Source organism: Rathayibacter sp. AY1D9 (assembly GCF_002932395.1).
In the GTDB taxonomy this organism is placed as follows: Bacteria; Actinomycetota; Actinomycetes; order Actinomycetales; family Microbacteriaceae; genus Rathayibacter.
In genome coordinates, this window is the sequence record NZ_PSVQ01000028.1 from 1 (window position 1) to 17,889 (window position 17,889).

Consider the following 17,889-nt stretch of genomic DNA (forward strand, 5'->3'; position numbering starts at 1 on the left):
CCGCTGCAGATCCGCCGCGAGCGCCGGGTTCTTGAAGGCCGCGGCGATGGTGTCGGGGATGCGGCTGAAGAGCACCGAGAAGATCACGGCGGTGCCCAGGGTGCCCCCGATCTGGCGGAAGAACGTGGAGGCGCTGGTCGCGACTCCCATGTTCGCCACGTCGACCGAGTTCTGCGAGGCCAGGGTGAGGGTCTGCATCATCTGCCCGAGCCCGAGGCCCAGCATCAGCATCCCGCCCATCATGAAGATCACCGGCTTGTCGATCGTCACGAAGGTGAAGTAGAAGAACGCGGCCGACATCAGGAAGGTGCCGACGATCGGGAAGGCGCGGTAGCGGCCCGTGCGCGAGATGATCTGACCCGAGACGATCGAGGCGATCATCAGGCCGAGGATCATCGGCAGCATCAGGAAGCCGGACTCGGTCGGCGTGGCGCCGTTCACCAGCTGCAGGTACAGCGGGATCGCCATCATGCCGCCGAACATGCCGAAGCCGACGAGGACGCCCAGCACGGTCGCCATCGAGAAGGTCGGCGAGCGGAAGAGCTTGAGGGGGATGAGCGCGTCGTCGCCCATCATCCGCTCGGCCGCGATGAAGCCGATGACGCCCAGCGCGCCGACGATGTAGCAGACCCACGCGATCGGCGAGCCCCAGCCCCACTCGCGGCCCTGCTCGGCGATCAGCAGCAGCGGTCCCGCGGCGATGACGACGAGGGAGGCGCCCCACCAGTCGATCCGCACCGAGCGCTTGCCGGCGGGCTTGGGCAGGTGGAGGAACCGCACGACGATGAAGAGCGCGACGGCGCCGATCGGGAGGTTGATCAGGAAGACCCAGCGCCAGCCGGTGATGAAGAGGATCTCGGGGGTGCCGGCGAGCAGGCCGCCGATGAGCGGTCCGACGACGCTAGAGATCCCGAAGACGGCCAGGAAGTAGCCCTGGTACTTGGCGCGCTCGCGCGGGGGCAGGATGTCGCCCATCACCGTGAGCGCGAGCGACATGAGTCCGCCGGCGCCGAGGCCCTGCACGGCGCGGAAGCCCGCGAGGCCGAGCATCGAGGTCGAGAAGCCGGCGAGCGTCGAGCCGATCAGGAACAGCACGATCGCGATCAGGTAGAGCGGGCGGCGTCCGAAGATGTCGGAGAGCTTGCCGTAGATCGGCGTCGCGATCGTCGAGACGATCAGGTAGGCGGTGGTCACCCACGCCTGCTGCGAGAGGCCGTCGAGGTCGTCCGCGATGGTGCGCATCGAGGTGCCGACGATGGTCTGGTCGAGCGAGGAGAGGAACATCCCCGCCATCAGCCCGAAGATGACGAACAGGATCTGCCGGTGCGACATCACGGCGCCGGACGGCGTCGAGGTCGGAGCGGATGGAGCGGAGGCGGAGTCGGCCACGGTGGTCCCCTTGTCTGGCGGACGCGTCCAGGCACGGCGATCCGCCGCAAACGTTGCGTGCTGCGCAAAGTTACACCGCGTGCGGAGAGCGCGACAGAGCGTCCGGCGAGCCTGAACGGGATCTCAGGGCCGCCGTGCCGGGGCCGTGCATCAGGCCGGAGCGGGGACCGCCTCGTCCGCCCAGCCGGCATCACGGAGCGCTCCGCGGGCCTCGGCTCGGGCCGAGTACGGCGTGCGCACGCCGAGGATGTCGCGGTAGTTCTGGTGCCCGGGGCCGGCCCAGAGGATGGCGTCGCCCTCGTGCGCCAGGGACACGGCGACGCGGATGGCGCGCTTGGGGTCGTCGACCTCGTGGATCTCGGCGTCCGGACGTGCGGCGCGGGCGGCCTCGACGAGGGTGCGCCGGATCGAGGCCGGGTCCTCGAAGCGCGGGTGGTGGTCGGTCACGACCAGCACGTCGCTGCCCAGGACGGCGGCTTCGGCCATGGCCGGGCGCTTGAGCGCGTCCCGGTCGCCGTCGGCGCCGAACACCATGACCACGCGGCCGGGAGTGACCTCGCGGACGGCCTCCAGGGTGCGGGCGAAGGCGTCGGCGCTGTGTCCGAAGTCGACGTACACCGTGGGGCCGCGGTCGCCGGAGACGCGCTCGGTGCGGCCGGGGAGGGAGGCGTCCACTCCGCCGTCGCGGTGCAGCGCGGCGCGGATCTCGCCGATCGGCCGACCGGACTCGATCAGCATCACGATCGCCAGTCCGGCGTTGGCGGCCATGTGGGTGCCGATGATCGGGACGGAGGTCGTGATGGCACGGCCCTCGCGGTTGCCGATCCGGAAGCGGGTGCGGCCGAACTCCTGCTCGAGCACCGTCACGGTCCAGTCGGCGTCGACGCCCGGGAGGGAGGTGATCGTGGTGACCGGCACGCCGGCGACCTCGACGAGGCGCGCGCCCGCGGGGGAGTCGAGCGAGACGACGGCCCGGCGCGCGCGATCGGGCTGGAACAGCTGGGCCTTCTCGCCGAAGTAGGTGTCCATGTCGCCGTAGTCGTCGAGGTGGTCGTGGCTGAGGTTCGTGAAGCCGGCGACGTCGAAGACCACGCCGTCGACGCGGTGGCGGGTGAGCGCCTGGGCGCTGACCTCGATCGCGGCCGCGCCGACGCCCTCCTCCTCCATGCGGGCGACGAGCGCGTGCAGCTCCGTCGCCTCCGGGGTGGTCAGGCCGCTGGTCACCGAGGTGTCGCCGATGTGGCGCTCCGCGGTCGAGCTGAGGCCGGGCACGACACCGAGCTGGCGGAGGATCCCCTCGAGCATGTGGACGGTCGACGTCTTGCCGTTGGTGCCGGTCACGCCGAGCAGCACGGGGGAGCGCTCGGCCGTCCCGTAGACGGCGGCGGCGACGGCGCCCAGGCGGGAGCGGGGGTCGTCGACCACGAGGACGGGCAGACCGGTCGCGCGCGCGGCGTCGCCGCCCGCGGTGTCGGTCAGCACGGCGGAGGCGCCGCGGGCCACGGCCTGCTCGACGAACTCGGCCCCGTGGCGGTTGACCCCGGGCAGGGCGACGAAGAGGTCGCCGGGCTCGACGTCGGAGGCGATCAGCGTCACTCCGCTGATCTCGGCCGTCAGGCCGCCCTCGTCGCCGATCTCGAGCGTCCGAGCGAGGGCGGCGAGAGGGACGGAGGGTGCGGTGAGGGGTCGGAGCATGGGGTCCTTCCATCGACGGCTCCGTGGGGGGCCGTGCAGCCGAGGGGGCGGTCGCACGCGGAGTCGTGGCTGTCACTCAAGCTAGGGGGTCTGCTTATGTGAATCCTTAGAGGATATGCGCGACCCGCGTGGAGGGGCACGGGTGGACAGAACCGATCGCCGGTGCTTCAGCAGATGCGCAGGAACGGGTCTGTCTAGGCTCGGAGGATGACGTCGAACGAGAACGAGCCGACCGATGGGCGCCCCGTCCGCCGCCGAGCCCTGGTCATCGGGGGTGTGGCCGCCGCGGCGGGCCTGACCGCGCTGGGGGTCGGAGCCGCCATCGGGAACGGAGCGCCGGCGCCCTCGCCGACCCCCTCGACGGCGCCGCCCGCTCCGTCGCCCTCCGCCGCCGCGACCACTTCGGCGCCCACAGCGGAGCCGACCGCCACTCCGACTCCCACACCCACTCCCACCGCCTCCGGGATCGACCTCACCGCGCAGTCCGTCGACGACCCGGCGAGCACCTGGGTCGTCGTCAACAAGCTGCGGACGCTCGCGCCGGTCGACTACGTCCCCGCCGACCTGACCTTCCCCGACGTGCCCTACGTCAACCGGCAGCCGATGCGCCAGGCGACCGCGGACGCCCTCGTCCCGCTCTTCGCCGCCGCCCGCTCCGAGGCCGGCCTCTCGCTGGCCGTGCAGAGCGCCTACCGCTCCTACGACACCCAGGTCAGCGTCTACGCGGGCTGGGTGTCCTCGCGCGGACAGGCGGGAGCGGATGCGACGAGCGCGCGCCCGGGGCACAGCGAGCACCAGACCGGCTGGGCGGTCGACGTGGTGGGAGCGTCGGGCGCGTGCGCGCTCGAGATCTGCTGGGGCGACACTCCGGAGGGGCAGTGGGTCGGCGCCAACGCCCACCGCTTCGGCTTCCTCGTGCGCTACAAGCCCGACACCACTCCGATCACGGGGTACGAGTCGGAGCCGTACCACCTGCGGTACGTCGGGACCCAGCTCTCCGGGTACCTGCACGACTCCGGCATCGAGACGCTCGAGCGCGTCTTCGGCCTTCCGGATGCGCCCGATTACGCGCCGGGGACCACTTCCTAGGCCGTCTAGCGATCACAGACGGACACGATCGGGCGTGACACGCGCCGCTCGTTACCGTACTGTTATTCGGAGCGCTTTCGGAGGCCCGTCTGACGGGTCTCCCACCCCCGCCTGGTGACATAGCCGCTTCCCCTGCTCCCGAGCCCGGTCCCCCGCCGAGCCGCCGACCCGTGAGACCTCTCTGTGCCCCCTCGCTCCACCCGCTCCACCCTGCCCGCCGACCACCCCGCGACCCCGAGCCTCTCGGAGCAGATCGCCCGCGTCGACCGGCTCGCCGTCCGCGACTGGCCCGCCGGCTTCCTCTGGGGATCCGCGACCGCCGCCGCCCAGATCGAGGGCGCCGGCCACGAGGGCGGCAAGGAGGACAGCATCTGGGACGCGTTCTCCCGCGTCCCCGGAGCGGTCGCGAAGGGCGACACCCCCGAGGTCGCGGTGGACCACTACCACCGGATGCCCGCGGACGTGCGGCTGATGAAGGAGCTGGGGCTCGGCTCCTACCGCTTCTCGGTCAGCTGGGCGCGCGTCAAGCCGGGCGACCGCGCGGTGAACCCCGAGGGCCTCGACTTCTACTCCCGCCTGGTCGACGAGCTGCTCGGCGCCGGCGTGCTGCCGTGGCTCACCCTCTACCACTGGGACCTCCCGCAGGCCGTCGAGGAGACCGGCGGCTGGGCGAACCGCGACACCGCCGAGCGCTTCCGGGACTACGCCGAGGCCGTCTACGAGAGCCTCGGCGACCGGGTGCAGCACTGGACGACGTTCAACGAGCCGTTCTGCTCGACCCTGCTCTCCTACGGGGCGGGCGTGCACGCCCCCGGCGTGATCTCGCAGCAGAAGGCCCTCGCCGCCGTGCACCACACGCACCTCGCCCACGGGCTGGCCGTCTCGACGCTCCGGCAGCTCGGAGCGCAGAACCTGGGCATCACGCTCAACCTCTCGAACGCCGTCCCCGACGACCCCGAGGACGAGGCCGACCTCGACGCCGCACGCCGCTTCGACGCCCTCCAGAACCGGATCTTCCTCGACCCGCTGCTGCGCGGCGAGTACCCCGAGGACCTGCTCGAGGACGTCGCCGGGCTCGGGCTCGACGAGCTGATCGTCGACGGCGACCTCGATCTCATCTCGCTCCCGCTCGACTTCCTCGGCGTGAACCACTACCACGACGACAACGTCTCTGCGCATCCGCTGCCGGCCGGAGCCGACGACTTCGCCCAGGCGACCGACCGCGAGGTCGGCTCCCCCTGGGTCGGCTCCGAGTTCATCACCTTCCCGTCGCGCGGGCTGCCGCGCACCGCGATGGACTGGGAGGTGAACCCCGACGGGCTGCGCTACCTGCTGACCCGCCTGGGCCTGGAATACGAGAACCTCCCTCCGCTCTACGTGACCGAGAACGGCGCCGCCTACGACGACGTCGTCGAGGACGGCCGCGTGCACGACGCGGACCGCACGCAGTACGTGCTCGACCACGTCGAGAAGGTCGCCGACGCGATCGACCAGGGCGCCGACGTCCGCGGCTACTTCGTGTGGTCCCTCCTCGACAACTACGAGTGGGCCTGGGGCTACGAGAAGCGCTTCGGCATCGTGCGCGTCGACTACGACACGCAGGAGCGGACCGTGAAGGACTCGGGCCTGGTCTACTCCCGACTGCTCGGCGGCAGCGCCGCGGCGATCCTGGACTGACCCGTGAGCGAGCCGACGGGCGTCCGCGGCGGGGGCCGCTCCCCCACCCTCGAGATGGTCGCGGCGCGGGCCGGAGTCTCGCGCGCGACGGTCTCGCGGGTGGTCAACGGAGCCCCGCAGGTGGCGGCCGAGATCGTGGCCGCCGTCGAGAAGGCGATCGGCGAGCTCGACTACGTGCCCAATCACGCGGCGCGGATGCTCGCCTCGCGGCGCACGCAGTCGATCGCGCTGATCGTGCCGGAGTCGACCGCGCGCGTCTTCGCGGACCCGTTCTTCGCCTCGATCGTGCAGGGCGCCGCGATGCGCCTGGCCGACACGGACTACACGCTCTCGATGCTGATCGCGTCCGAGACGGACGGCGAGAAGACGCGGCGGTACCTGCTCGGCGGCAACGTCGACGGCGCGCTCGTGGTCTCGCACCACTCGGGCGACCACTCCTACGCGGCGCTCTCGGGCACGCTGCCGATCGTCTTCGGCGGCCGACCGCTCTCGCCCGACGAGCGCGGCTCCTACTTCGTCGACGTGGACAACACGGAAGGGGCGGCCGTCGCCACCGCGCACCTGATCGAGCGCGGCCGGCGCCGGATCGCCACCATCGCGGGCCCCGCAGACATGCCGCCGGGCGTCGACCGCCTGATCGGCTGGCGCGGCGCACTCACCGACGCCGGCCTCGCCGACGACCTCGTCGAGTGGGGAGACTTCTCGCCGGCCAGCGGGACCGAGGCGATGCGCCGCCTCCTCGCCCGCGACCCCGACCTGGACGGCGTCTTCGCCGCGAACGACCAGATGGCGGTCGGCGCCTACGCCGCCCTCCGCGAGGCCGACCGCCGGATCCCCGAGGACGTGTCCGTCGTGGGCTTCGACGACGATCTCTTCGCGCGGAACGCCGTCCCCGCGCTGACCACCGTTCGCCAGCTCCCCGACGAGCTCGGCGCCCGCATGGTGGAGCTGCTGACCGCCCGCATCGAGGGGCTCCCCGTGGAGCACCGCACGCTGATGCCGACGTCGCTGGTCGTCCGCGCCAGCAGCTGACCCCGGCCCGCGACTGTCCAGGAGTCGTCGCAGTCGACGCCGAGTGCGACGACTCCTGGACAGTCGGAGAACTCCACGTGCTCGATCGGATGCGGACGGGCGAACGGATCCGGACGGTGAGGCGGACGCGGGCGGCGGGGCGGGGATGGACGAGCGGGTCGATCCGTCGACGGGGTGCATCACGGTCGCCAGCCGTGGGCCACGAGAGCGGCACGGAGCTCGGCGATCGTGCGCGCCCTGCCCCGGGTCAGACCCTCCGCGCGGACGACCACGACGATCCAGCCCGCGAGGTGCAGGGCCAGGAGCCGTTCACGATCGCGTGAGAACTGCGCGTCGTCCGTCCGGTGCTGGCCGCCGTCGTACTCCGCCACCACCTTCCACCGTTCGAAGACCAGATCGCCGACCGCGAGCAGTCGGCCGCCGATCCTGATCTCGGCGTTCACGTCGGGCGCGGGCAGTCCCGCCTCCTCGACGAGAGCGCGGAGCCAGGTCTCCCTCCGCGAGGCGGCTCCGGTCGATGCCAGCCGCAGAGCCTCAGCCAGGCCGCGTCGGCCCCGGCCCCGATGGGAGGCCAGGCGGTCCTGCAGCTCGTGAAGCCGGACATGGGGACGCGGATCGTCCCGGCGCGGGTAGCGCGGCTCGAACAGGAGGTGGTCCGTCGCCGCGAGGAGATCGCGGGCGGACAGCAGTGGCGCGAGCGCGATCCACGTCGACACCGCTCCTGTCACCGGCAGGCCGTGCCGCTCGACCCTGTCCGTCTCCGTGAGGGTGTGGCCGATCACACCCCGGGTCCTGGGGGGCCGGTGCGGCGTCGTCGCCGCCACGTGGATCGGATCGTCCTCGCCGGGTCGCGCCGGGAGCGGCACTCGCCAGGCTTCGGCCGCGGTCAGGTGGGAGAAGAGCTGCCAGGGCCGCAGCCGCGGCAGATAGGCGGCGGCTCGTTCCAGGTGCGTGACGGGCGCCACCCGGGTGCGCACTCCGTGGAAGGGGCTGGCCAGGGCGGGAGTGCGCAGCCGGGCGTCCGTCATCCCGGCGCGGAGTGCCGCTCGCCGGGTGAAGGCTCCGAGGTCGGTGCTGGACATGCCGCGATTCTGGCGGTCCGTGATCCTCGTCCGTCTCCCGCGATCCGCATTCTGTGGACGAACCCCTGATCCCGCACCTGGGGAGGCGCGCCTCCCACCACGACTGTCCAGGAGTTGTCGCAGTCGGCGTCGAGTGCGACAACTCCTGGACAGTCGGAGCGATCGATGTCGAGTGCGACACCTTCTGGACAGTGGGAGCCGGCCGGTGCGCAGGAGTCGCGGGGGTGGCGAGCGACGACGGCGACGTCTGACGAGTCGAGAGGGCCCGCGTCAGAGGAAGAGCGGCGCCGGGTCGAGGGCGGCGAAGCGGCGGCGCATGACGGCGACCGCGTCGGCGTGCTCGTCGACGAGGACGAAGCGGCGGCCGAGAGCGTGCGCGACGGCGCCGGTCGTGCCGGAGCCGGCGAAGAAGTCGAGGACGGCGTCGCCCTCGCGGCTGGACGCCTGCACGATGCGGCGGAGGATCCCCTCCGGCTTCTGCGTCGGGTACCCGGTCTTCTCGCGGCCGGTCGGCGAGACGATCGTGTGCCACCACACGTCGGTCGGCCGCTTGCCGCGCTCGGCCTTCTCGGGGGTCACCAGGCCCGGGGCCATGTACGGCTCGCGGTCCACGGCGGCGGAGTCGAAGTGGTAGCCGCGCGGGTCCTTCACGTAGACGAGGATCGTGTCGTGCTTGGTCGGCCAGCGGCGCGTGGCCTTCGCTCCGTAGTCGTAGGCCCAGATGATCTCGTTGAGGAAGCACTCGCGGCCGAAGAGCGCGTCGAGCAGCACCTTCGCGTAGTGCGCCTCGCGGTAGTCGAGGTGGAGGTAGAGGGTGCCGTCGTCGGCGAGGAGCCGCCACGCCTCGGCCAGACGCGGCTCGAGGAACGACCAGTAGTCGTCGAAGCGGTCGTCGTAGCGGAGGAGGTCGCCGCGGATCCGCTCGTAGCTGCGCCCCTTGAAGCCGGCGATCGTGCCAGTGGTGGAGCGCACCGAGGTGGTCGAGGTGCGCACCTGCGCCCGGCCCGTGTTGAACGGCGGGTCGAGGTAGACGACGGTGAAGGCCCCGTCGGCCAGCTGCGGCAGGACCTCGAGGTTGTCGGCGTGGAACACCGCGCTCCGCGACTCCGGGACGCCGTCCGCGATCTGGATCGTCCTGGGCACCCGGCAATTGTGCCAGTGCGCGCGAGCCCGGCGACACGCTCCGCGCCTCGCGCCCGGGCTCGACGGGTGCCGGGGAGGCTCCGGCGTAGAGTGGCGCGATGATCTCCGAGGTGCGCCACGACGAGGACTCGTCCCGCTACACGCTCTGGCTCGACGGCGAGACCGTCGGAGTCGCGGACTACGCCGTCCGCGGCCGCGACGTGGTCTTCCTCCACACCGAGATCGCGCCCGAGCACCGCCACGAGGGCCTCGGCGAGACCCTCGTCGAGGCGGCCCTCGACGACGCGCACGAGCGCTTCGGCGGGCGCATCGTCCCGGCCTGCCCGTTCGTCGCCGAGTTCATCGCCGATCACCCGGACTACCAGGAGCTCCTCGCGAGCTGAGGGGCTCCCGCCGGTCCGGTCCGCCGCGTTCCACTCCGGGGCCACGCGCCGGCGACCGCCGCCTCGGACCCGCGGGTCAGGGGACGCGCCGCAGCCACTCCAGAGTCGAGTACTTCGTCCGCACCAGCTCCTCCGCCGCCGCGTACTCCTCCTCGGTCAGCGTCCCCGCCTCGCCGCCGTGCAGCTGCACGAAGGTCGCCTTCATCCGCTCGATGATCTCGGCGCGGCTGAGCCCGGTCTGGCTGCGCAGCGGGTCGACGCGCTTCACGGCGGAGGCGATGCCCTTGTCCGAGAGCTTCTCGCGGCCGATCCGCAGCACCTGCACCATCTTCTCGGCGTCGATGTCGTAGCTCATGGTCACGTGGTGGAGGACAGCGCCGGAGCCCAGGCGCTTCTGCGCGGCACCGCCGATCTTGCCCGAGGGCGACGTGATGTCGTTGAGCGGCTGGTAGACCGCGTCGATCCCGAGCGACTGCAGCGCGCTGACGGCCCACTCGTCGAGGAAGGCGTAGGAGTCGGCGAAGGTCAGCCCCTGGACGAGGTCGCCGGGGACGTAGAGCGAGTACGTGACGACGCTGCCCGCCTCCATGAACATCGCGCCGCCGCCCGAGATGCGGCGGACCACGTCGACGCCGTACTTCGCCGCGTTGTCGAGGTCGACCTCGTTGCGGAGCGACTGGAAGCTGCCGATGACGACGGCGGGCTGGTCCCACTCCCAGATCCGCAGCGTCGGCTCCCGGCGGCCCTCGCCGACCGCGGCGGTCAGCACCTCGTCGAGCGCCAGGTGGGTCGCGGGAGGGACGGCCCGGTCGTGCACGATGCGCCAGTCGTAGTCGCGCCAGCTGGTCGCCTTCTGCAGCGAGCGGCGGATCGCGACCGCGACGGCCTCGGGCGTGAAGCCGAGCAGGACCGCGTCGGCCGGGAGCGCCTGCCGGATGGCGGCGGCGATGGACTTCGCGTCGGTCTCGGCCGGGAGGCCCACGACCGCGCGATCGATGTCGTCGAGGGCCGTGTCGGGCTCGAGGAAGAAGTCGCCCGCCAGGCGGAACCCGGCGAACCTCCCGTCGACCACGTCGAGGTCGACGACCACGAGCTTTCCGCCGGGGACCTTGTACTCGCCATGCATGACGCCAGCCTAGGCGCGAGCCGGGGCGGGGAAGCGCTCGCCCAGCCACTCCACGAGATCGGCCGTGACCTCGGCCCGGTTGAGCTCCTGGAACAGCTCGTGCCGCGCCTCCGGGTACACCCGCACCGAGACGTCCGTGTACCCGGCCCGCCGCCGGTAGGCCTGGGCGAGCGCGCGCACCGACCGCTCGCCGCCGAGGGTGTCGTCGGCGCCCACGACCAGCAGCAGGGGCAGTGGATGCTCGGGCCCGCGCTTCGGGCGGCCGACCAGCCGCAGGGTCTCGACCAGCCCGATCCGCTTCGCGAGCGGCGTGGTGAAGGTGAGGGGGTCGTCGTGGAACCGCTGCCAGACCTCCGGGTCGCGGGAGAGCCACTCGAGGCCGAGGCCGCCGGCGACGCGGTGCCGCTTCGCCAGGTCGCCCGCGTTCATGTGCCCCGGGAGGCGGTAGGCCGTGCCGCTCAGCACGAGCGCGGCATAGGCGCCGGAGTGGTGGTCGACGATCCGCTGCGCCATGAGCGACCCCCAGGAGTGGCCGAGCAGCACGATCGGCACTCCCGGGCTCTCCTCCGCGAGCAGCTCCGTCAGCCGGAGGATCGCCGCCTCGGTCGCGCGCAGGCCGCCCGGCCCCAGCAGTCCGAGCCGGGAGGAGTCGCCGCCGTGCTGCTCGAGGCCGGTCCGGCCGTGCCCGCGGTGGTCGTCCGCCGCGACCGCGTACCCGGCGGCGACCAGCGCCTCCGCCAGCTCGACGTAGCGCCCCGAGTGCTCGCCGACCCCGTGAGCCAGCTGCACGATCGCGCGGGGCGAGGGGTGCGGCCACCAGCGGTAGTGGATGACGACGCCGGAGGCGTCCTGGAAGGTCCTGTCGACAGCGGCGCCGGTCATGGTGACCAGTGTGGCGCTCCGGCCGCTGGGCGCGAGGGGCGCGCTGAGAACTGAGAAGATACTCACGATCCATCGGCGGGCGCCCTGCTCGCCACGGTGCCTCGCTACCTTTTCCCTTGACGAGCGACCCCCGCGACCGTCCCCCGACCCCCCTTCACGAGCGAGGCCAGCCCCTTCATGACCGTATCGCCCCTGATCTGGACCCTGACGATCGTCTTCATCGTCCTGCTCCTGCTCTTCGACTTCTTCTTCCACGTCCGGAAGGCCCACGAGCCCACGCTGAAGGAGTCGTCGATCTGGTCGGCGCTCTACGTCGGCATCGCCGTGCTCTTCGGGCTCGGCGTCCTCGTCTTCGGCGGAGCGACGCCCGGATCGGAGTACTTCGCGGGGTACATCACCGAGAAGGCCCTCTCGGTCGACAACCTGTTCGTCTTCCTCATCATCATGGCGAGCTTCAAGGTGCCCCGCGCCGACCAGCAGAAGGTGCTCCTCTTCGGCATCGTCTTCGCGCTGATCGCCCGCACCGGCTTCATCTTCCTCGGCGCCGCACTGATCAACTCGTTCGCCTGGGTCTTCTACATCTTCGGCCTGATCCTGCTGCTGACCGCGTTCAACCTGGTCAAGCCGGGCGACGACCACTCCAGCGACAACGTGATGGTGCGCCTGGCCAAGCGGATCTTCAAGACGAGCGACCAGTACGACGGCGACAAGTTCTACACGCACATCGACGGCAAGAAGGTCCTCACGCCGATGATCCTCGTCATGGCGGCGATCGGCGGAACGGACATCCTGTTCGCACTCGACAGCGTGCCGGCGATCTTCGGCCTCACCAGCGACGTGTACCTCGTCTTCACGGCGACCGCGTTCTCGCTGCTGGGCCTGCGCCAGCTGTACTTCCTCATCGACGGCCTGCTCGACCGCCTCGTCTACCTCAGCATCGGCCTCGCCGCGATCCTCGCCTTCATCGGCGTGAAGCTGATCCTGCACGCGCTCCACGAGAACAACCTGCCGTTCATCAACAACGGCGAGCACGTGGAGGTCTTCGAGATCGGCACCGGACTGTCGCTCTCGGTCATCATCGGCGTCCTCGTGATCACGGTGATCGCCTCCCTCGTCAGCCCCAAGGGCCGCCGCATGGCCGCCGAGGCCGCCGAGCGCCGCCGCGTGGCCGAGGCCGCGGGCGCGGACGTCGACGCGACGCACTGAGTCGTCTCGTGCGCCGCGAGGCGGCGCACCGCAGTCGGCTCCCCTAGGCGGTCGGTTTCCCGAGAGCGGGTCCCGACCGCCTACGACGAGCCGCTGACACGCGGATCGCCGGTTCGACGGGCCGTTTCGTGCGCCGCGGGCTGCGCACCGCGGTCGGCTCCCACTGGCGGTCGGTCCCCTGAGAGCGGGTCCCGACCGCCGAGAACGTCCCGCCGGCTCGATCGCGGACTCCGCTCGCGGAGGGTCAGCGGGCGCGGTAGCGGTGCTCCGGGCGGCCGGTGGTGCCGTAGCTGAGGGTCATCTCGACGAGGCCGCGGCCCGCGAGACCCGAGAGGTAGCGCTGGGCGGTGGCGCGCGAGATGCCGGCGCGCTCGGCCACCTCGAGGGCCGACAGCTCGGCGCCCGACTCGGCCAGGCGCGCCAGGACGAGCTGCTCGGTCGCCGAGCGCGAGGGCTGCGCGGCGGTCGCGTCGCCCGAGTGCAGGATGCGCAGCGCCCGCTCCACCGCCTCCTGATCGGCCGCGCGGTCCTCCCGCAGCACGTTCCGGAACCGCACGTACGCGTCGAGGCGCTCGCCGAGCAGGCGCGCCTCGAACGGCTTGATGAGGTACCCGAGCGCCCCCGCGTGCAGGGCGCGCCGCACCGTCGCCCCGTCGGAGGCGGCGCTGACGACGAACGCGTCGGTGTCGAGCTCGCGGAGCAGCGCGATCCCGCTCTGATCCGGCAGGTGCACGTCGAGCAGCAGCAGATCGGGCGCGTGCTCGGCGACGGCCGCCCGCGCCGCGCGCGCCGTGTGCACCGGAGGAAGGGCCGTCAGCCCCTGCCGCGCCTCGACCAGGTCCGCGTGCAGCTGGGCGACCCGGAAGTCGTCGTCCACCACCAGCACCGTGCGCTCCCGCGCCGTGTCCGCGCTCATGACCCGTCCCCGTCCTGCTCCGGCGGCAGCACCGCTCCGGGGAGGCGCGCGCACAGCACGGCCCCCGACTCCGCTCCGCCGGCGTCCGCCAGCCAGACCTCGCCGCCGCGCCGGGCGGCCACCTCACGGCACAGCGGCAGGCCGAAGCCCCGACCGTGCACGCGTCCGTCGTCCTCGACGGGGTCGCCCGCGCCGGCCCGGTCGAACAGCGAGTCCGGATCGAGCACTCCGTCGCCGGAGTCGGCGACCGTCACGAAGAGCGCGTCGCCGTCGTCGAGCAGCTCGACCTCGACGAAGCGCACGTCGCGCCGCCCCTCGACCGCCGCGCGCACCGCGTTGTCGACCAGGTTCCCGACCACCGTGGCGACGTCCTCCGGCTCGACGACGGTGCCGCGCACCAGCGTCTCCTCGCCGAGCGTCAGCAGCACACCGCGCTCGGCCGCCTCGATCCCCTTCGCCCCGACGAGCGCCTGGAGGTACGGCTCCTGCAGCCGGTCGGCGTGCTGCACCGGGTACTTGAGCGGGCCGCGGGTCAGCACCTCGTCGAGGTAGTCGCGCGCCGACGCGGTCCGCCCCGCATCCAGCAGGCCCGCGACCACGTGCAGGCGGTTGGCGAACTCGTGCCGCTGCACCCGGAGCGCGTTGGTCATCGCGCCGACCGCGTCGAGGCGCCGGCTCAGCGCGGCGAGGTCGGTGCGGTCGCGCAGCACCACCACCACGCCCAGGTCGCGGTCGCCGCGGGTCACCCGGCGGATGTCGACGTAGACGATGCGGGAGCGGACGACGAAGCCCTCCTCGCCTCCGGGGCGGGGCGGCTCGACGGAGTGCAGCGCGGCCCCGATCGCGTCGGCCAGCGGAACGGGCAGGTCGAGCTCCGCGAGCGGCCGCCCGTGCAGCGCCCGCCCGGTCGGGTCGTCGGAGCCGAGGATCGCGGCGGCCCGCGCATTGCAGACGCCGACGCGCCCGTCGCGGTCGAGCGCGAGCACGCCCTCGTCGACCCCGTCGAGCACGGCGGCCTGGTCCTGCACGAGCGAGGTGAGCTCCTCCGGGGCGAGGCCGAGCGTCAGGCGCAGCAGGCGGCGGCGGATGAAGACGGAGGCGACGGCGGCGAGCACCAGCCCGGCGAGCGCCGCGGCGAGGACGCCGAGCAGCGCGGTCGGCAGGTCGGTGAAGACGCTGGAGCGCGCGAAACCGATGCTGACCTCCCCGACGACCCGCTGCTCCCCCGCGGCGAAGACCGGGACCTTGGCCCGTGCCGACTCGCCCAGCGTGCCGGTGCCCCACGAGACGCTCTCGCGCCCGGCGAGCGCCTCGTCGGGGCTGGTCGAGACCCGCTCGCCGAGGCGGTCCTCGTCGGGGTGCGCGAGGCGGATGCCCTGATCGTCGGTGATCACGACGAAGAGCGCGCCGGTGCGCTGCTCGACGGCGGCGGCGACGTCCTCGAGCGGTCCGCCGCGCAGCTCCGAGGCGGCGGGCGCGCCGGGCACCGCGGAGGACGCGGCGACCGCGTCCTGCACGTCGGGGTCCTCGGCGACGGTGCGGGCGATGGCGAGCGCCGTCCCCTCCGCCTCGCCGCGCAGCTGCTGGACGCTGAGCGCGGTGACGAGGCCGGCGCAGACCAGCACGGCGGCCGACACCGTGGCGAGCTGCAGGACCAGGACGTGGGTCGCGAAGCGCATCGGGGCCTCCTCGCCGTCGTCGTGCGCAGAATGCGCAGAAGCCACACTATGCGCAGATGTCGCCGTAATGAGCGATACCCCGGCGCCGGACGCGGAGCTGCCTAGGGTTTCCACCATCTCCCGGCCGGCTCTCCCGCCGAGCGCGGGCGGAGGCACTGGACGAAGGAGTCAGCTGTGTTGGTAGTACTCGGTTTCACCATGATCCTGGCCTTCATGGCCCTGATCATGACCAAGCGGCTGACGCCGATGGTCGCCCTGATCGTCGTGCCGACGATCTTCGGCCTCTTCGCGGGCGCCGGCCTCGGCATCGGCGACATGGTCCTCGAGGCGATCGGCAGCCTCGCGCCCACGGCCGCGCTGCTGATGTTCGCGATCATGTACTTCGGGATCATGATCGACGTCGGGCTCTTCGACCCGCTGATCCGCTTCATCGTCCGCGCGCTCGGCGACGACCCGGCGAAGGTCGTGCTCGGCACGGCGCTGCTCGCGGGTGCGGTCTCGCTCGACGGCGACGGCTCGACCACCTTCATCGTCACCACCGCCGCGATGCTCCCGATCTACCTGCGCCTGGGGATGAACCCGGTCGTGCTGACCTGCGTCGCGGGCCTGGCCAACGGCACGCTCAACATCGTCCCCTGGGGCGGACCGACGGTGCGCGCCGCCGCGGCCCTCCAGGTCTCGCCGAGCGAGATCTTCGTGCCGATGCTCCCCTCGCTCGCGGTGGGCCTGGCCGTCACGCTCGTCTTCGCCTGGTTCCTCGGGCTCGGCGAGCGCCGCCGCCTCGGCTCGCTCGCGCTGGCCGAGCCGATGCTCGAGCAGGAGCTCGTCGGCGCCGGCCGCGGCTCCTCCTCCCGCTCGGGCGGCGCCCGCACCGGCGGCCTCGCGGCCCTGACCGGGGGCATCCGCACCGTCGCCCGGGAGCGCTTCTCCTTCCTCCGCGGCCCTCAGGCCCTGCGCGGAGCCCAGGTGGCGGTCGCCGCCCGCGTGCAGGCCGACGACGCCGACACCGCGATGGCCGACACGATGCTCGACCCCGAGCGCGAGACGCTGCGCCCGAAGCTGATCTGGGTGAACCTGGTCCTGACCCTCGCGGTGATGACGCTGCTGGTCGCCGACATCCTGCCGCTGCCCTACGTGTTCATGGTCGGCTCCGCGGTCGCCCTCCTGATCAACTTCCCGAAGATGAAGGACCAGGCGGCCGAGATCGTCAAGCACGCGCCGAGCATCGTGGGCGTCGTGTCGATGGTGCTGGCGGCCGGTGTGCTGATCGGCGTCCTCAACGGCACCGGCATGGTCGACGCCATGGCGGAGTGGGTCGTCGCGGTGATCCCGCCGGCGCTCGGACCGTTCCTCGCCGTGATCACCGGCGTGCTCAGCATCCCGATGACCTTCTTCATGTCGAACGACGCGTTCTACTACGGCATCCTCCCCGTGCTCTCCGAGAGCGCGGCGAACTACGGCATCTCGCCGGTCGAGATGGCGCGCGCCTCGATCACCGGGCAGCCGGTGCACCTCCAGAGCCCGCTGGTCCCGGCGATCCTCCTGCTCGTCTCCCTCGCCGCGGTGAACCTCGGCGACCACCACCGCAAGGTGCTGTGGCGAGCGGTCGTCGTCTCGCTGGTCATGCTTGCCGTCGGCGTGCTGGTCGGCTCGATCCCCTTCGGCTGAGGTCGGCGGAGCGGAGCGCCGAGCGATCGGAACGAGGACGGGACCTTCTGCTGCGGCGGGGGTCCCGTCCTCGTTCCGCGGCTCGGTCCCGCAGCCCGCGCTAGCGCAGCAGCGGCGCCAGGTTCTCGGTCCAGACGTCGGAGCCGACCTTGAGGATGAGGGCGCCGACCACGACGAGGAACGCGACCCGGATGAAGCGGCTGCCACGAGCGACGGCCATCCGCGAGCCGAGGTACGCGCCCGCCACGTTGGCGGCGCCCATCAGGAGGCCCAGCAGCCAGATCACGTGCCCGCCCGGCACGAAGTAGAGCAGGGCGCCGAGGTTGGTCGCGACGTTGACGATCTTCGCCTTGGCGCTGGCGAGCAGGAAGTCGTAGCCCAGCGCGGTGATCAGGGCGATGATCAGGAAGGTGCCGGTGCCCGGTCCGATCAGGCCGTCGTAGAAGCCGATCAGGAGTCCCAGCACGGCCGCGGTGACGAGGTGACGCCGGCCCGCGTGCTTGAGCACCGTGACGCTGCCCAGCGCCGGGCGCGCGATCGTCACGACGGCGACCACGATCAGCGCGACGACGATGATCGGCTTGAACACCGCGGCCGGGAGGAGGCCGGCGAGCGTCGCGCCTCCGTAGCTGCCCGCGAGGGCGACCGCCGCCATCGGCAGCGCGGTTCGCAGATCGGGCTTCGCGCGCCGGTAGTAGGTGATCGCGCTGGTGGTCGTGCCGAAGATCGAGGCCAGCTTGTTCGTGGCGAGCGCCTGCACGGGCGAGATCCCCGGCACGAGGAGCAGGGCCGGGAGCTGGAGGAGGCCGCCGCCGCCCACGACCGCGTCGATCCAGCCGGCCGCGAAGGCGGCGAGGATCATCAGCGCGAGGACGGGGAGTCCGAGATCCTCTGTGAAGGTCAGCATCGGTCGGAAGCGTAC

15 protein-coding genes are annotated in these 17,889 nt (G+C 72.2%); 6 read left to right on the top strand and 9 right to left on the bottom strand.

Annotated features, from left to right (window positions below; all coding sequences use genetic code 11):
* Positions 1-1,332, bottom strand: a 1,332-nt coding sequence (locus C5C50_RS11870; protein ID WP_146085892.1) for an MDR family MFS transporter, incomplete at its 3' end; no start/stop codon positions are given.
* A 207-nt stretch (positions 1,333-1,539) separates the two neighbouring features.
* Complete coding sequence (locus tag C5C50_RS11875) at positions 1,540-3,084, bottom strand: Mur ligase family protein (RefSeq protein WP_104273522.1); 1,545 nt, start codon at positions 3,082-3,084, stop codon at positions 1,540-1,542.
* Positions 3,085-3,291: 207 nt separating this feature from the next.
* On the opposite strand from C5C50_RS11875, the gene C5C50_RS11880 reads away from it, so the two are divergent.
* The 3 genes from C5C50_RS11880 (at position 3,292) to C5C50_RS11890 (ending at position 6,882) form a co-directional block, all read left to right on the top strand.
* Positions 3,292-4,173, top strand: coding sequence for a D-alanyl-D-alanine carboxypeptidase family protein (locus C5C50_RS11880; protein ID WP_104269403.1), 882 nt, complete (start codon positions 3,292-3,294; stop codon positions 4,171-4,173).
* A gap of 252 nt (positions 4,174-4,425) precedes the next feature.
* Positions 4,426-5,850, top strand: coding sequence for a GH1 family beta-glucosidase (locus C5C50_RS11885; RefSeq protein WP_104273532.1), 1,425 nt, complete (start codon positions 4,426-4,428; stop codon positions 5,848-5,850).
* A 54-nt stretch (positions 5,851-5,904) separates the two neighbouring features.
* Complete coding sequence (locus C5C50_RS11890) at positions 5,905-6,882, top strand: LacI family DNA-binding transcriptional regulator (RefSeq protein WP_104273533.1); 978 nt, start codon at positions 5,905-5,907, stop codon at positions 6,880-6,882.
* Positions 6,883-7,061: 179 nt separating this feature from the next.
* Here C5C50_RS11890 and C5C50_RS11895 read toward each other — a convergent pair whose 3' ends face one another.
* Positions 7,062-7,964 (bottom strand): hypothetical protein, encoded by a 903-nt coding sequence (locus C5C50_RS11895; RefSeq protein WP_104273523.1) that lies wholly within the window; start codon positions 7,962-7,964, stop codon positions 7,062-7,064.
* Positions 7,965-8,234: 270 nt separating this feature from the next.
* Positions 8,235-9,107 (bottom strand): site-specific DNA-methyltransferase, encoded by an 873-nt coding sequence (locus C5C50_RS11900; protein ID WP_104225160.1) that lies wholly within the window; start codon positions 9,105-9,107, stop codon positions 8,235-8,237.
* 98 nt (positions 9,108-9,205) lie between these two features.
* Here C5C50_RS11900 and C5C50_RS11905 point away from each other — a divergent pair, with 98 nt between their 5' ends.
* Entirely contained in the window at positions 9,206-9,490 is a 285-nt protein-coding gene (locus C5C50_RS11905) for a GNAT family N-acetyltransferase (RefSeq protein WP_104238619.1), read from the top strand.
* Positions 9,491-9,566: 76 nt separating this feature from the next.
* Here the strand turns inward: C5C50_RS11905 and C5C50_RS11910 are convergent, their stop codons facing one another.
* Together C5C50_RS11910 and C5C50_RS11915 are read right to left on the bottom strand one after the other, a co-directional pair.
* On the bottom strand, positions 9,567-10,616 hold the full coding sequence (locus tag C5C50_RS11910) for a biotin/lipoate A/B protein ligase family protein (protein WP_104273524.1): 1,050 nt from the start codon (positions 10,614-10,616) through the stop codon (positions 9,567-9,569).
* Between the two features lie 9 nt (positions 10,617-10,625).
* Positions 10,626-11,498, bottom strand: a complete 873-nt coding sequence (locus C5C50_RS11915) for an alpha/beta fold hydrolase (protein ID WP_104233159.1) — start codon at positions 11,496-11,498, stop codon at positions 10,626-10,628.
* A gap of 177 nt (positions 11,499-11,675) precedes the next feature.
* On the opposite strand from C5C50_RS11915, the gene C5C50_RS11920 reads away from it, so the two are divergent.
* The gene (locus C5C50_RS11920) at positions 11,676-12,704 is read left to right on the top strand and encodes a TerC family protein (protein WP_104223866.1); all 1,029 of its coding nucleotides are present in this window, start codon (positions 11,676-11,678) and stop codon (positions 12,702-12,704) included.
* 244 nt (positions 12,705-12,948) lie between these two features.
* Here C5C50_RS11920 and C5C50_RS11925 read toward each other — a convergent pair whose 3' ends face one another.
* Positions 12,949-13,620, bottom strand: coding sequence for a response regulator (locus C5C50_RS11925; RefSeq protein WP_104223865.1), 672 nt, complete (start codon positions 13,618-13,620; stop codon positions 12,949-12,951).
* On the bottom strand, positions 13,617-15,299 hold the full coding sequence (locus tag C5C50_RS11930; RefSeq protein WP_104223864.1) for a sensor histidine kinase: 1,683 nt from the start codon (positions 15,297-15,299) through the stop codon (positions 13,617-13,619). The genes C5C50_RS11925 and C5C50_RS11930 overlap by 4 nt, the downstream gene beginning before the upstream one ends.
* Positions 15,300-15,497: 198 nt before the next feature.
* Here C5C50_RS11930 and C5C50_RS11935 point away from each other — a divergent pair, with 198 nt between their 5' ends.
* Complete coding sequence (locus C5C50_RS11935; RefSeq protein ID WP_104233156.1) at positions 15,498-16,967, top strand: CitMHS family transporter; 1,470 nt, start codon at positions 15,498-15,500, stop codon at positions 16,965-16,967.
* A gap of 100 nt (positions 16,968-17,067) precedes the next feature.
* Here C5C50_RS11935 and C5C50_RS11940 read toward each other — a convergent pair whose 3' ends face one another.
* Entirely contained in the window at positions 17,068-17,874 is an 807-nt protein-coding gene (locus C5C50_RS11940; protein WP_104223862.1) for a TSUP family transporter, read from the bottom strand.
* Positions 17,875-17,889 lie beyond the last annotated feature (15 nt).

Excerpts from the sequence above, each read along its gene's own strand:
- C5C50_RS11875 (WP_104273522.1), bottom strand. The coding sequence starts at position 3,084 with ATGCTCCGACCCCTCACCGCACCCTCCGTCCCTCTCGCCGCCCTCGCT.
- C5C50_RS11880 (WP_104269403.1), top strand. The coding sequence starts at position 3,292 with ATGACGTCGAACGAGAACGAGCCGACCGATGGGCGCCCCGTCCGCCGC.
- C5C50_RS11890 (WP_104273533.1), top strand. The coding sequence starts at position 5,905 with ATGGTCGCGGCGCGGGCCGGAGTCTCGCGCGCGACGGTCTCGCGGGTG.
- C5C50_RS11895 (WP_104273523.1), bottom strand. The coding sequence starts at position 7,964 with ATGTCCAGCACCGACCTCGGAGCCTTCACCCGGCGAGCGGCACTCCGC.
- C5C50_RS11905 (WP_104238619.1), top strand. The coding sequence starts at position 9,206 with ATGATCTCCGAGGTGCGCCACGACGAGGACTCGTCCCGCTACACGCTC.
- C5C50_RS11910 (WP_104273524.1), bottom strand. The coding sequence starts at position 10,616 with ATGCATGGCGAGTACAAGGTCCCCGGCGGAAAGCTCGTGGTCGTCGAC.
- C5C50_RS11915 (WP_104233159.1), bottom strand. The coding sequence starts at position 11,498 with ATGACCGGCGCCGCTGTCGACAGGACCTTCCAGGACGCCTCCGGCGTC.
- C5C50_RS11920 (WP_104223866.1), top strand. The coding sequence starts at position 11,676 with ATGACCGTATCGCCCCTGATCTGGACCCTGACGATCGTCTTCATCGTC.
- C5C50_RS11925 (WP_104223865.1), bottom strand. The coding sequence starts at position 13,620 with ATGAGCGCGGACACGGCGCGGGAGCGCACGGTGCTGGTGGTGGACGAC.
- C5C50_RS11930 (WP_104223864.1), bottom strand. The coding sequence starts at position 15,299 with ATGCGCTTCGCGACCCACGTCCTGGTCCTGCAGCTCGCCACGGTGTCG.
- C5C50_RS11935 (WP_104233156.1), top strand. The coding sequence starts at position 15,498 with ATGATCCTGGCCTTCATGGCCCTGATCATGACCAAGCGGCTGACGCCG.
- C5C50_RS11940 (WP_104223862.1), bottom strand. The coding sequence starts at position 17,874 with ATGCTGACCTTCACAGAGGATCTCGGACTCCCCGTCCTCGCGCTGATG.